At 57.3% G+C, this 13904-nt stretch carries 12 protein-coding genes; 11 read left to right on the top strand and 1 reads right to left on the bottom strand.

Annotated elements, in window-relative coordinates; genetic code table 11:
• Positions 1 to 49 precede the first annotated feature (49 nt).
• The 11 genes from HY962_02935 (at position 50) to HY962_02885 (ending at position 13186) form a co-directional block, all read left to right on the top strand.
• The gene (locus tag HY962_02935) at positions 50 to 289 is read left to right on the top strand and encodes a hypothetical protein (GenBank protein MBI5645863.1); all 240 of its coding nucleotides are present in this window, start codon (positions 50 to 52) and stop codon (positions 287 to 289) included.
• Positions 290 to 512: 223 nt separating this feature from the next.
• Complete coding sequence (locus HY962_02930) at positions 513 to 3158, top strand: hypothetical protein (protein ID MBI5645862.1); 2646 nt, start codon at positions 513 to 515, stop codon at positions 3156 to 3158.
• A gap of 25 nt (positions 3159 to 3183) precedes the next feature.
• Positions 3184 to 4326, top strand: coding sequence for a glycosyltransferase family 4 protein (locus tag HY962_02925; protein MBI5645861.1), 1143 nt, complete (start codon positions 3184 to 3186; stop codon positions 4324 to 4326).
• On the top strand, positions 4323 to 5798 hold the full coding sequence (locus tag HY962_02920; protein MBI5645860.1) for an oligosaccharide flippase family protein: 1476 nt from the start codon (positions 4323 to 4325) through the stop codon (positions 5796 to 5798). The genes HY962_02925 and HY962_02920 overlap by 4 nt, the downstream gene beginning before the upstream one ends.
• Positions 5788 to 6549 (top strand): methyltransferase domain-containing protein, encoded by a 762-nt coding sequence (locus tag HY962_02915; protein MBI5645859.1) that lies wholly within the window; start codon positions 5788 to 5790, stop codon positions 6547 to 6549. The genes HY962_02920 and HY962_02915 overlap by 11 nt, the downstream gene beginning before the upstream one ends.
• The gene (locus HY962_02910) at positions 6546 to 7577 is read left to right on the top strand and encodes a glycosyltransferase (GenBank protein MBI5645858.1); all 1032 of its coding nucleotides are present in this window, start codon (positions 6546 to 6548) and stop codon (positions 7575 to 7577) included. The genes HY962_02915 and HY962_02910 overlap by 4 nt, the downstream gene beginning before the upstream one ends.
• 7 nt (positions 7578 to 7584) lie before the next feature.
• Positions 7585 to 8760 carry a glycosyltransferase family 4 protein gene (locus tag HY962_02905; protein ID MBI5645857.1) on the top strand — a complete coding sequence of 392 codons (1176 nt, stop codon included), beginning with the start codon at positions 7585 to 7587 and terminating at the stop codon, positions 8758 to 8760.
• On the top strand, positions 8757 to 9887 hold the full coding sequence (locus HY962_02900) for a glycosyltransferase family 4 protein (GenBank protein ID MBI5645856.1): 1131 nt from the start codon (positions 8757 to 8759) through the stop codon (positions 9885 to 9887). The genes HY962_02905 and HY962_02900 overlap by 4 nt, the downstream gene beginning before the upstream one ends.
• Positions 9888 to 10255: 368 nt before the next feature.
• A complete protein-coding gene (locus tag HY962_02895) occupies positions 10256 to 11041 on the top strand; it encodes a hypothetical protein (protein MBI5645855.1) in 786 nt (261 codons plus the stop codon).
• 278 nt (positions 11042 to 11319) lie between these two features.
• Positions 11320 to 12228, top strand: coding sequence for a proline dehydrogenase family protein (locus HY962_02890; protein MBI5645854.1), 909 nt, complete (start codon positions 11320 to 11322; stop codon positions 12226 to 12228).
• A 7-nt stretch (positions 12229 to 12235) separates the two neighbouring features.
• A complete protein-coding gene (locus tag HY962_02885; protein MBI5645853.1) occupies positions 12236 to 13186 on the top strand; it encodes an ABC transporter substrate-binding protein in 951 nt (316 codons plus the stop codon).
• 41 nt (positions 13187 to 13227) lie between these two features.
• Here the strand turns inward: HY962_02885 and HY962_02880 are convergent, their stop codons facing one another.
• The gene (locus HY962_02880; GenBank protein MBI5645852.1) at positions 13228 to 13848 is read right to left on the bottom strand and encodes a hypothetical protein; all 621 of its coding nucleotides are present in this window, start codon (positions 13846 to 13848) and stop codon (positions 13228 to 13230) included.
• Between the last annotated feature and the right edge of the window lie 56 nt (positions 13849 to 13904).

Below are 13904 nucleotides of genomic sequence, written 5' to 3'. Positions count from 1 at the left end.
AAAAAAATAGTATCTTACTGATTACAAATTTTTCATCATACGGTGACGAATGAAAACAGTCGATAAGCCCCTTACAAAACCCGTCAAGGTCAAACAGACCGGCAAGGTTATCGGTATGGTGATCACGGATTGTCCCATGTGCCAGAACACTATCAGTTTTGATGTGCAGACCGCGAAATTCTGCCCGTATTGCAATGCCGAAGTGTATGTGGATCTGGACCGCGTGGAAGTGACGGTGCGCGCGTCGCGCACGCAGCCCGCCAAAGGCGGCCAGAAACGCGTCGCCTGATCGACAGTGAGACGTAGTGACTATCAACCCCGGTTTTGCCGGGGTTTTTTTTTGCGGGCTCCGGATGCGGCATCCGCGAGTGCGCCGTACCGGTCACGGGAGGGCGGGTCAAGGGCACCGATGAATGCGCTCATATCGGCATGCATTGGAAGTTGGCCGCCGCTTCTCTATTTTTCGCGATGTTTCACGCAAAAATTTCGATTCCCACTCCCTCGGTGAGATGATGTCCAAAACACCGCCCAAGACCGTCAAGTCCGCAGTGCGCAAACCAGCAGCGTCAACCGGTTCCCTCGGACTTCTATTTCAGCAGCACCCTCATGCCATTTTTATGGGATTGCTGGGTCTTCTATTGATCATCTTCTTCCATGAGGCCTTTTTCTCCGGGAAGGTGTTCAACGTGCCCGATTCCGTGACCCCGATTCAGTACGAGCAGGGGTATCTCGAAAAGGCGCGTCAGGAAGGTGTCAACGCCTTTTGGAATCCATATATCTTCGCCGGCATGCCCACATGGGGGTCATCATCGCCCGGGCACGGCATGTACCTGCACACCTTTCTCGATCCGTTGAAGCCGATGATCCTGCTTCAGATCTACGGATGGGCGCAGGCCGTGATCAACGTGCTGCCGCTGCCTCCGATGTTCTGGGATATTTTCAACTTCTTCCTGCTGGGTCTATTCACGTATCTGTTTGGATTACGAAAAAAATTCGAACCCGTCACCGCCTTTCTCGTATCGGTCTCGGTTGTGTTCTCCCTGTATTCTCTGAACTGGATCATGGGCGGGCATAACACCAAGATTACGGTGTTCGCCTGGCTGCCCGCGATTCTACTGCTCATCGATCTTCTGTTCGAGAAAAAGACCGTCTTGCGAATCGCGCTGCTTGTGGCCGTCCTCCACTTCACGTTTAATTCCGGCCACGTGCAGATGATCTTCTACAACCTGATGGCGGTTGCGCTGTATTTCCTGTACAAACTGTACGAGGGCGAAAAAGCGGTCAACACGATGCTGGTTGCTGGTATCACGATCGGAGCCGCGGCGTTTGCGTTCCTGATGCTTTCGGGTCCGTACTTCGCAACGTGGGAGTACAAGGATTTCTCGATCCGCGGCGCGGGGTCAGGCGGATCAGGGCACGGACCGGCGGGCGGCGGACTCGACTACAATTACGCCACCAATTGGTCTTTCAGTCTGCCCGAAGTGGTGACGTTCTTTGTTCCATCGTTTGTCGGATTTGGAACACCGACGTACTGGGGCACCATGCCATTCACGGAATCACCCATTTACCTCGGTGTCGTAATTTCATTCCTCGCGCTGCTCGGGATCATTCTCCAGCCGAAGAATCGTTTCGTGCATTTCTGGATGGCGCTTGGTTTGATCGCGCTTCTCCTGTCGTTCGGCCGCAATTTCGGCGTGCTGTACGACCTCTTTTTTAATCACGTGCCTTTCTTCAACAACTTCCGCATCCCGTCGATGGTCCTGTACCTGATGGCACTGTGTATGGGCATGCTTGCGGGCATCGGCTTGTCGGAACTTGTGCGGCGCGTGAAGTCGAAGAATAAAAACACCGAAGCGACGGTGCAGCGGAGTCTGACGAAAGCAGTCTGGTTGCCGGTCGCGGGAGCGCTCGTCCTTTTCCTCGGACTGATTGTCCTCAGCGGCGAGGTGAAATCCGCCATCGCCGAAGGTATGCAGACCCATCAGCCGCAGTCGTGGAATTATATGCAGCAGGTGGAACAGGCCGCGGCGCAGGGACAACTCTCGCAGGTACCTGCAGAATACCGGTCGCTTACGCGCGACGGGATCTACAAAATGGCCATGAACGACGCGCTTGTTGCGCTGGTGTTCATGGTGCTCTGCGGGGCGCTCTTATGGGGCTTCAGCAGGGGCAAGGTACCCGCAGGTGCTCTGTACGCAGGCCTGTTGGTGTTGCTGGTCACGGACTGGTGGATCGTCGATTACAAGCCCATGAACATGGCACCCGCGCAGGTGCAGCAGGCGACATTGCAGAAAACCGACGTGGTGGATTTCCTCCAGCGTGACACGGGGCCATTCCGCATCCTGCCCGTGTCCGCGCACGGCAGCGACAATTACTACGTGGCCTTCGGCATCGAAAGTATCGCTGGCTACCACCCCGCGAAGATGAAGTTCTACGATGACATCAGGAACCGCATTTTCGCAGAATTCCGTTTCGAGAGCGCGGAGCAGATCGACAGAATGAACTGGCCGTTGCTCAGCATGCTCAACACCAAGTACGTGGTTGGTCCGCGCGGTCTCGCTTTGTCGGCGCCGTGGCTGCGGCCGACGTTCCAGGGCCAGAACGAGGATGTGTTCGAGAACACTGCCCTGTTGCCGCGCGCGTTTTTTGTCGGCTCGTACGAAGTTATTCCGGATGACTCCGTCCTTTTCTCGCGCATAGGCACCGTGCCCGGTTATCAGCCCGATAGGGTGGCATATCTGAGTGCGCAGCCGGACAAGGCGCCGGCGCCCGTCCCCGATTCGGTGATTGCCCAGGCAACGGCCTCGATCACCGCGCGCGGAATCAACGGTATGACCATCAAGACCGAGTCACCGGCCGACGCCATCCTGAAGCTCAGCGAGTCCTACTACCCGAGCGGCTGGACTGCAACGATTGACGGCGCCCCCGCGGAAATACTGCGCACGGATTACGCGTTCCGTGCTATTGTCGTTCCGGCGGGTTCGCACACGGTGACGCTCGACTTCGAGCCGCGCACATATACGGCGGGCCTGTTGCTCACAACCATCACCAACTACCTGCTGATCGCGGTCCTGCTCTTTTATGCGGGCCTGTGGCTACGTGCGCGGCTTCGCGCGCGGCAAGCGGCCGCTCCCGCGTCGGACGAGCAGGTCTCCTGACGCGTTCAGCGCGGCGCGGGCAGGCGTGAAAGTCGTCATCTCCGTCGGCGGGCGCTTCCACGCGGTGGCGCTCGCGGAACAGCTCGAAAAACGCGGGCTGCTCGAGCGCATCATCACCACGAAGGCGTGGTATGTCAGGGACGTGCTCCCAGCGGCGCGCTGGCGCGCCCTGCCCGCTGCAGAATACGCGGGCATGATCGTCCGCGCTATGGGACCGTTCAGACGGCGCGGGTATTATTCATACGTGAAGGACAATCTCTTTGACGCGATGTCGCGCCGCTATATTCCTCCATGCGATGTGTTTCATGCCTGGGGAAATTATGGTCTGATAGCGATGCCGTACGCGCGGGCGCACGGAGCCTCGGTGGTGATCGAGCGCGGCTCCACGCACCCGAAGTATCAGGACGAAATACTCCGCGAAGAATTTGCCCGCTATGGCGTGGCCACCGAACGAGCGCACCCGCAGATCATCGAGAAAGGCCTGCGCGAAATCGAGCTCGCAGACAGGGTGATCATTCCGTCGGAATTCGTGCGGCGCACCTTTGTTGCCAATGGAATACCCGATGAAAAGCTGACCGTCATCCCCTACGGCACCGATCTTTCCAGATTCGCGGCGGCCCCGAAGAAGGATTCAGTATTTCGTGTCCTGTTTGTCGGAAATATCGGCATTCAAAAAGGCGTGCACTATCTCCTGGAGGCATGGAAGCAGCTTGCGCTCCGGGATTCGGAACTCGTGCTGATCGGCCGCGTGGAGGCCGATGCCCGTCCTGTGCTGGAGAAATACGCGGGATTGTTCACGCTGCGCGGGCATGTGCGTCATGAGGATCTTCCCGCGGAGTACACAAACGCGTCCGTGTTTGTACTTCCCTCCCTGCAGGAGGGAAGCGCGCTTGTCACCTACGAAGCCATGGCATGCGGTCTCCCGTTGATCGTGTCGGAGAACACGGGAAGCGTGGTTCGCGACGGCATCGACGGTGCCGTCGTACCCATCCGCAGCGTCGAGGCGCTGAAGGAGGCGATTCTGGACTTCCATGAACACCCTGACAAGGCCGTGAGCATGGGCTCGCAGGGCGCCCGGCACGTTGCGGCGTTCACATGGGATCGCTATGCGGAGAGCGTGATCGACGTGTATCACACTCTGCGGCGCGGAGCTGGAGCGGTAAAATGAGCATCGCCAAACGCGCACTTGTCGGTGCACTGTGGACGAGCGGTGCAAATTATCTGAGCCAGGGTGTTGGTTTCTTTTCGCAAGCGGCTCTCGGCCGCCTCGTGCTGACGACACATTTCGGTCTGTTCGACACCGCGGACAGCATCATCAAATTTATCTTCATTCTCACCGCGTTTTCGTTCAATATCTCCATCATACAGACGCAGGAGGACCGCCCGCATTTTTATTCCACGGCGTTTGTCCTCAACATTTTTCTGAGTGCCGTGTCTGTTGTGTTAACCATTCTGACAATTGCCGGTTACTCATTCTTCCGCGAACTGACCACTCTGGAAATTTCCGTCATCTCGGTCCTGGCAGCGGTGAACATAGCGAACCTCTTTGGCCAGCATTTTGACGCAATCCTCCAGAGGAATCTCGAGTTCAAGCGAATCTCCATCATTTCCTTCCTGAGCAATCTCGCGAATCCTGTCACAGCCGTATCCCTTGCGCTTGTCGGGGGAGGCGTGTGGAGTATCGTAACGGGTCAGGTTGTGGCAAGTGCGATATTTCTCATAGGGAGCTGGAAATTTGCACGCTGGAGTATCAGTCTGGAATATTCAGCGGAGACAGCGCGTTGGTTCCTCACACAGGGCGTTAAATTTCTCTGGTCGCGTTCGCTCGAAGTTGTGTATGACAGTCTGGATCGAATCGTCATCAAGTCGATGAACAGTTACGAACAGGTGGGAATTTATTCGCGCGCGAACAACATTGCCCGGTATCCCACAAGAATCGTGAGCCCTGCAATCACCAACGTCGCGCTACCGGTGTATGCACGAATGAACACCGATACGGCTCGGCTGTCAGAAGCGTACGGCCTTGTGAACTTTTTCCTGATCCGCGTACTTTTACCTTTCGGGCTGGTGTTCCTTCTCGCCTCCGAGACGTTTATGACCGCGCTCCTGGGAGAAAGTTGGGCACCTTCAGGTCCCGTCCTGCGGGTGCTCGCGCTTTACGCGGTGTTGTTTCCAGTGGTCGAAAACATACGGGTACTGTTCTATTCCGTCGGTCGTCCGGAAGTTGTGGCGAAGGTGCGCATCGTGCAGCTTGTCGTGTACATTCCGATGCTCGTTTTCCTCGTGACGTCCATGGGAATTCTCGGTGCGGCTTGGGCTGTGCTCGTGAGTCTGGTCGTGACCTACGTAGCGTTTCTCGTGTGGCTGCGCAAGGAAATTACATATACGCTGTATAAAACTGTGATGATTCCGGTTCTCGTCGCCGCAATAACGTGGGGCCTGTACGTCATCATCCCTCATCCCGATATTCAGAACCGCCTCCTATCGCTGGTATTTTCATCGGCGGTAATTTTCATCATTTTTATTGCAGGCGAGCTTCTGCTGGAAGGCCGGCTCATCAGGCGGCATCTCAGATTTCTCACCTCCACACTCAAACAACCATCTTCTGAAGAACTGAAGGCAATATCCTGTGAAGAGTAAATCGCAGTACAACGAATCATATGTGTATGATGCCTCTGCGGACCAACGCGAAGCGTCCACTATCGAACCGCGATTCGGCCGTTTTCTTCTCTCCGTCGCCGGAACGGGACATCGCGTTCTCGATGTGGGTTGCGGCACGGGGAGGTACACCATCCACACGCAGCAGGCAGGAAACGAGGTCGTGGGAATAGAGCTTGTGTTCAACGCGGCACGAGGCGCGCGGGCGCGTGGTCTCGACGTTGTCGTGGTCGACTCCGAGAATCTTTTCCCGTTCCCTGATGCGACGTTCGATCGCGTCCAGTGTATCGAAGTCATTGAACACCTTATGGATCCCGTCACAACGCTGCGCGAGATTCATCGGGTGTTGCGTCCGGGAGGTGAACTCTTTATCTCAACGCCAAATGCAGTCTGGTGGGCGCATCGCACGCTCATGGCTTTTGGCGTCCCGAGTTTTGGACACAGCCCTGCGTATCCGACCGAAGTGAACATGCACATCCGGCATTTCTCCATGAAGACGCTTACTCGTTTTTTGGAGAAGATGGGGTTCGAAATCCTACGGAGGCAGGGCACCTACACAGGATTCCCCGGCGCACTTGCCGAATACGCACCAAGCCCGTTGGCGGCACTCCTAAACGGACTCAGCACAATCACACGTGGATTGGGCTTTCTTGCGAAGAACAATGTACTTCTCTCAGTCACATCGGCGGGGCTAGTACTTCACGCGAGGAAGCAGGGGAATGGGCACGGATGAAAGTCCTCCTCGTCTGCGAATACTGGTACGGCACTGGGGGATGGTCGTATAAAAAACACCTCGAAGGACTCGGCTGCGAGGTGGAAGTGTTTGATTACCGCGGATCGTACTTTTCCGTGGGCGCCACCGTGCCGCTTATTTCCGCCGCGACACGCCGCATCAACCGGCGCCTGATGAACGCCGCCTTTGTGCGCACCGTTGCCGAGCAGCGCCCCGACCTGGTATTTTTTCTCAAGGGGGAAACGATCTCAGCGGCGTCTCTCCGCGAGGTCAAGGAGCGGTACAAACCCCTGCTGGTTCAGTGGTACCCCGACGGCCCCTTCAATGTCGCCGTGAAAAACGCCACACGCGAGAGCATCGCGAGCATACCGCTCTTCGACATCTACTACATCTACGCGCGCTCTCTTGTTCAGCCGCTGCGCGATGCGGGAGGACGGCGGGTGGAATATCTTCCGTTCTGTTACGATCCCGAGATGCTGAAACGGCCCGACTCCGTCGATCCGGACGATGTGAGGCGTTTTGCCACCGACGTGGTTTTTGCAGGGACATGGGAGCCGGACCGCGAGAAGTGGCTCTCGGCCGTCGCCGATGAACATCTCGCCATCTGGGGAAACATGTGGGAGCGTGTGTCCGAAGGGACGCCGGTGCGTGCGCGATGGAAGGGGAATGCGGTGTACGGTGAGGAGATTTCGAAACTGTTCGCCGTCTCGAAAATTCACCTCAATTTTTTACGGGAACAGAACCGCGATTCGAACAACGTCCGCACCTTTGAAATACCCGGCTTCGGCGGCTTCCTCCTCACGCAGCGATCGCGCGAGCAGGCGGAGGAACTGTTCGTGGAAGGCAGCGAGATAGCGTGCTTCGAGAACGAAGCGGAACTGCGGGAAAAAATCGTGTACTACCTGGAGCATGACCGCGAGCGCCTCGAAATCGCGGAGCGGGGACACGCACGCGCCGTCCGCGAACACCAGGCCATCCATCGTCTTCAGCGCGTGGTGGAAGACGCCCGCGCTTTGCTCGGAATCTGATGCGCTCATGAATATCATACTCCTTACATCCGACTTTTTTCCGAACGTGGGCGGCATGGCCACCCATGCCTATGAACTCGCGCGCGCGCATGCGGCGAATGGGCACACTGTCAATCTTGTCGTACCCGTGTACGGAACGGGCGAGAACCACCGGGAGGAGATGGACGGTTTCACGGTGCATCGGCTCTTTATCACCAACACCACGCCGCGCGTGAAACACGTCATCTATATCCGCATGGTGCGTTCCTACATTCTTGCCCTGATGTCGCAGATGAAGGTGGACGTGCTTCACTGGCACGACCTCACACCCAACTGCTGGTCGACCTGGACCTTGCGCAGCCGCCTTCCGCTCGTGTGGACCAATCATACCTCGAATTATCTCGAGTATTGCGAAACACCCCGTGGCAGGGCGAAGATCCGGGCGTATCTGCATCATCCGCAGGCGATCATCAGCCCGAGCAGGGAACTGCACGAGAAGTCCGCGCGCACCGGCGTCCGCTCGGACCGACTCTATTACATTCCCAACGGCGTCGATGCGGCGAAATTCAAGCCGGGTCTCTCGTTCGGAGTTCTGGACAAAGATTTCGGCATAGATCTGACACGGCCCGTCATTGTCTGTCCCCGCCGCCTCGAACCGAAAAACGGCGTGGAATATCTTATTCGCGCCGTGCCCTTGATACGCGAGCGGGTTCCCGGTGCGCAGATTCTGATCGTGGGCGGAGGATTTCCCGAGGAACGCGAGCGCTTTGAGGTAATGCTCTCCGATGCCGGCCATCGCGAGGGAGTGTTCTTCACAGGGAACGTGCCGAATCAATCCATGCCGGGTTTCTACGCACTGTCAACCGTGGCCGTGCTTCCATCGCTCATGGAAGCAACCAGCATATCAGGGCTCGAGTCGATGGCGAGCGGACTGCCTCTTGTGGGGACGAATGTCGGAGGCATCCCCGAGCTGATAATACCCGGCGAAAGCGGATTGCTCGTCGAAGCGAGGGATCCACGCGCGCTTGCCGACGCCTTGATCCGTGTGCTCACTGAACCTTCCCTGCGCGAGAGTCTCGGACGCGGAGCCCGTGCACGCGTGGAGCAAGTGTTTGCCTGGCCCGAGATCGCGAGGCGTACCGCCGATGTGTATCTCACGGCGCAGTCCGACTGGCACAGCAACCATGGCGGGAGCGCCGGATGAGGGTTCTGGTTATCAGCCATACCTACATCACCCGCGTAGGCAGGGAAAAGTGGAGATCGCTCGCGCGGAACTTCGGTGTGGAACTGAGGATCATCGTCCCGACGGAATGGCGTGATTACCTGTTTACCATCAATGCCGCCGATCATCCGGACGACGAGTTGGATGTTGTGCCCATGCCGGTGTTCTTCAGCGGGAAGGAGGCGGCGCATTTCTACCGCTCGCTCTCCCTGCACATGCGGGAGTTCAAGCCCGACATACTGCATGTGGAGGAGGGCACCGACGCGCTGTCGTACCGTCAAGCCCTGTGTGCAAAACGAATCTTCGCGCCCCGCGCAAAGACCGTGTTTTTCACCTGGATGAACTTTGAAAAACACCTGCGCTTTCCCTTCGGCGCCATTGAGCGCGCCAACCTCCGTCGTTCGGACGCAGCCATATGCGGGAACCGCGATGCGGCGGACATACTTCGGAAAAAAGGATTCACGAATCCGATTTTTGTCCTTCCCCTTCTGGGCATCGATCCGCAGCTCTTTCAACCCTCGCGCAATGAGGCGTTACGCGCGGAACTTGGCCTTGTTGGAACGGTCGTCGGCTTCATCGGGCGATTCGTCCCAGAGAAGGGTGTTCTCGACCTGATCGACGCCGCGGCCCCGCTTGCACAACCCTACACGCTGCTGTTTATCGGGGGCGGAGCGCTCGAGCAGGACATGCGCAACCGTGTCGAGGAACATGGCATTTCCGCGAAGGTTCGCTTTGTTCCACCCGTGCCGCACGCGGACATCCCACGGTATATCAACACCATGGATGTACTGGTCCTTCCCTCGTACACCGTGCCGCACTGGAAGGAGCAGTTCGGTCAAGTGTTGGTGCAGGCGATGTGCAGCGAGGTGCCGGTCCTCGGATCAACCCATGCGGAGATTCCGCATGTGATTGCCGATGCCGGCCTCACGTTTGAGGAGCAGAATGTGGATGGGCTACGGGCGCAACTTGCCCGGTATCTCGACGATCCGGCACTGCGGCGTGAATACGGGGAAAAAGGGAGACGCAGGGTGCTCGATCATTACACAAACGAAAAAATAGCAGAAGCGACCTACAAAATCTACAACGGCCTGCTCCACGGCACGCGTTGACTGATTGTGCGGGATGGTTTGCCGGGATATTTCGATATCCTTGCGTGAGCTATGCCAAATTCAAAAAAAACAATGATTAGAGGCGGATCGCCGTTTGTCGTTATTTCATCTACTTGAAAAAAGTACACGAATGTGTACGCACTGGAGTGTCGGGAGACAAACGGAGATCTGTTTCATGAAAACGGGTTATGTCTATTAAAACAACAGCTTGCATCGAGAATCACCCAACCATTTTGTCCATTCGACGCGTTTTCGATCCCATGCTTCAACAACTGGCATGTGCATTGTAATCATATCGAAAGGTTGGTTGATGGTTCCAAAAATCAGGTTTCTATCGCACAACAGACACAATATCGAGAAGTCCTGCAATGATCAGGTTCGACGAAAAGAATTCGGCAAACAAGCAAACATTCATCAAAGTCATGCAGTATTCAGGCAATATCCGGCCGCACGAGCGCTCCTCCGACACCCCCTGGGAACAGGAGAAAATGCTGCTCTCGAACACTTTGAAGGAGCTGGAAGACACGCATGACAAGAATGCGGTCGGCCTGCTCAACACATTGTTCATGTCAAGCACCTCGCATGTACTCGATAAAGTGTGCTTGAACATCTTCTCGAAACTGGGTGACGATCACTCGCTCGAGTTGTTACACAAAAAATACCCGACGCCGGAAACAATCAGCATCTCCCTGCTGCCGTATTACATCCGCGTTCTCCAGTTTCTCGGCGGCCGGAACGAGATCGAGCTTCTCGCCCGGCTTGCGAACACGTTCTGGGGATTGTATCGCGCTGAAATTCTGATGGCGTTTGAAGACATCGTACACCGTGTCGGACCGCAGGAGATATCGGACGAGGTCGTACGTGCGCTGCAGTATCTGTACGACACGGGCGATCCCTCGGAGAAAAAGAAAGTCGTTTCCCTCTGCCCGCAGTTTTCCCATCAGCTCCTCCTTTCGGTGATTCTTTGCGGTATCGAATCCGAGGACATGGGAGTCCGCAAATCGGCCATCGCGGCCCTCGGCGCCGCAGGCGGAGCGGTGGCGTTAAGCACTCTTCGACGCGCATTTCAAAATGAGACCGAGGAAGGCCTTCTCGAAGAATACGAAAAGTGGCTCTTCCGCGGTAAAGACACAGCCTCCACCACCACTTCATAATATCCCTCCCCCTTCCCCCCCCCTATTCCTCCCTCCTTACGGGCACGGAGATCGGAAAACACCCTCGTTTTCCGATCTTCACTTTTTATGGGGGTCCTGCCGGTCTTGCATTTGCTCAGGGCCGGCGGTACTTTTGATGCTGATCTGCAGAGCCCCGGCCCCCGCAACGAGTGCCGATCCGTGCGAATACGCATCACGTACGGGCCTCGAACTCCGGCCGCGCAGCAGCTTCCTTCTTCCGCGTCACATCCCTCCCACTTCCCGCACCTGAGTCTCCCATGGCTTTCCTGAGCACCGTTATCGCACGCAGCATCCCATTCATCCCGAAGCCGGTCGTCGGGTATTTCGCCAAGCCCTACATCGCCGGGGAGTCGCTCGCAGACGGCGTGCGCGTGGTGAAGGATCTGAATGCGCGCGGTATCATGGCCACCATGGACGTGCTGGGCGAGAGCGTATCAACGCGCGAGGAATCCCTGGACATGCGCCGGCAGTGCGAGGAGGTGTTGCACACCATTCATCGCGAAAAACTCGATTCGAACCTCTCCATCAAGCCCACGCAGATGGGATTGACTCTCGATACGGATTTCTGCGAGGAAAACGTCCGCGTGCTCTGCGAGATAGCGAAAGGGTACGGCAACTTCGTGCGCATCGACATGGAGGATCATCCGACTACCGATGCAACGCTGCGGATGTACCGGAATCTTCGACGCGACTTCCGCGGACATGTGGGAACCGTGATTCAATCCTACATGCGCAGGAGCGAGAACGATATCACCACGCTGCTTGATGAAGACGAGACCAACCTGCGGCTCTGCAAGGGTATTTATGTGGAGCCGGAATCCGTGGCGTTCAAGGGCCGCGAGGAAGTGCGCGAGAACTACAAGGCGCTTCTCCGTCTTATCCTGCGCCGCGGCGGGTATCCGGGCATCGCGACGCATGACGATCCCCTCCTGCAGGATGCTCTTGCACTGGTGAAAGAACTCGGTCTTCCCGCGTCGGCCTACGAATTCCAGATGCTGCTTGGCGTGAGGCCGCAGACTCGCGACGCGATCGTGGCGGCGGGGCATCGCATGCGTGTATATGTGCCGTTCGGCAAACAGTGGTACGCGTATTCCACGAGGCGTTTGAAAGAGAATCCGAACGTGGCGATGCACATCGTCAAAGCCATCCTGGGTCTGAACAAGTAGGACGCGGATGCGAGTCGATACTCCGGGCGCCGCGCACACAGCGGCAATCATCGCGCTCGCTCTGCTGATCGGAAGTTCCGGGGGATGCGGTTCCCGTCGCGCACCGGGCGACAGGGCGAATTCCCGCATCGTGCGCGACGATCTCGGCAGAGCGGTGAGAATTCCGGAACACGTTCGCCGCATTGTGACTCTTGCACCGAACCTCACGGAAATAATCTGCGCGCTCGGAGCGGAACCAGACCTGGTCGGTGTGACCTCGTACTGTGATTATCCCCCGTCGGTCGCACATATCCCTCGTGTGGGTGATATGATTGCCCCGAGCATCGAGGCGATCGTCGGCCTGGCGCCGGATATCGTCTTTGTCACGGTGGAGGGGAATACGAGGGATGCGCATGATCAGATGACGCGCCTCGGGCTTCGAACCTTCGTCTCGAATCCGCACTCGTTCGATGGGATACTCAAGACTCTGAGTGATGCGGGAGAAATACTTCATCGTGAGGCCCGGGCGGCGCGGCTCGTGGATTCGCTCGGGGCAATACGGCGCGCAGTCGCCGACCGTGCCCGAGAACACGCAGGCGGAGAGGCACCGTCGGTGCTGCTTATCGTGTCTCTGGACCCGCTAATTGTCGCGGGACGCGGCAGCTTCATCGATGAGATGATGACAATCGCCGGAGCCAGGAACGCCGGCGCTGCCGCGGTCGGACGCTACCCCGTGGTCGGCCGCGAGGAGGTGCTGCGCGCGAATCCCGACTGCATTCTGCTTTCAAACGATGTGGCCGTCGATGCGGCCGGCGTACTGGATCATTTTCCCGAATGGAAAAAACTTCGTGCAGCGCGCACACGGAACATCCGGGTCATAGACGCCGACGTGTTTCTGCGGCCGGGGCCGCGCGTATTCTCGGGGTTGCGTGTTATGCGCGACCTTCTGGACGACATCACCGCCTCGTCCGCCCGATAAAAAAAGCGGCCCATGGGCCGCTTGAAAGTTCGCCGGGTCCCTCAGCTTGCCGTTGTTGTTGCGAGCTTTTTCAGGTCGATGCCCTCCGCCACCTTGCGGGCCGCGGTCTCGTCCAGACCTTCCGTATTTACCACCACGATGAAACGGTCGGCGACGAGGACTGTAAATTCAGCCGTTTTGGATTCGGTTGTCCATTTTTCAAAAGCCGGATACTCACCCAGCTTGCTGCTTCTTTCAAAGCCCTCCGTCGTCTCGCGCGAGAATTTCATGTTAAACAGAATGTTGTATGTCGCATAGAGACCGGAGATGAATGCCAGATCGGAAATTTCGACTCGGGCATTTTTCGTGCCGTCGTCGGTGCTGTAACTCGTGCTCGCTTTTGAGAACGACCACTTACCCATCGTCCCTGTTTCACCGTCGGGATTCTGCGCTTTCATGCCCGCGACCTCTGCCGGCAGGAAGGTCATCAGAACTTTGAAGGATACGGGTGGTACGGGCGTCCTGTCGCCCTGCTCGCCGCCCTGCATCTGCTCCATGGATTTTTGCATCTGCTCGGCGGACTTGGTGAGCTGGTCTAAGGCACTGCCTTCGTCCTGAGCCGCCTGCTCTTCCTTGTTTCCGCAGCCCGTCACAATGACGAGGCACAGGGCGAGAATGTTCAAAGAGACGGGGAATCTCATACGTTACTCCTGTATCGTGTGTTTGATTTTGGGGAAGC

This window comes from Ignavibacteriota bacterium, from assembly GCA_016218045.1.
Taxonomy (GTDB): Bacteria; Bacteroidota; Ignavibacteria; order SZUA-365; family SZUA-365; genus JACRFB01.
Note: the sequence above shows the minus strand (reverse complement) of the source record. Positions and strands in the feature narration are given on the sequence as shown.

Coding starts and splice junctions, on each gene's coding strand:
- HY962_02920 (MBI5645860.1), top strand. CDS start 4,323: ATGAGCATCGCCAAACGCGCACTTGTCGGTGCACTGTGGACGAGCGGT.
- HY962_02905 (MBI5645857.1), top strand. CDS start 7,585: ATGAATATCATACTCCTTACATCCGACTTTTTTCCGAACGTGGGCGGC.
- HY962_02935 (MBI5645863.1), top strand. CDS start 50: ATGAAAACAGTCGATAAGCCCCTTACAAAACCCGTCAAGGTCAAACAG.
- HY962_02930 (MBI5645862.1), top strand. CDS start 513: ATGTCCAAAACACCGCCCAAGACCGTCAAGTCCGCAGTGCGCAAACCA.
- HY962_02910 (MBI5645858.1), top strand. CDS start 6,546: ATGAAAGTCCTCCTCGTCTGCGAATACTGGTACGGCACTGGGGGATGG.
- HY962_02885 (MBI5645853.1), top strand. CDS start 12,236: ATGCGAGTCGATACTCCGGGCGCCGCGCACACAGCGGCAATCATCGCG.
- HY962_02895 (MBI5645855.1), top strand. CDS start 10,256: ATGATCAGGTTCGACGAAAAGAATTCGGCAAACAAGCAAACATTCATC.
- HY962_02890 (MBI5645854.1), top strand. CDS start 11,320: ATGGCTTTCCTGAGCACCGTTATCGCACGCAGCATCCCATTCATCCCG.
- HY962_02900 (MBI5645856.1), top strand. CDS start 8,757: ATGAGGGTTCTGGTTATCAGCCATACCTACATCACCCGCGTAGGCAGG.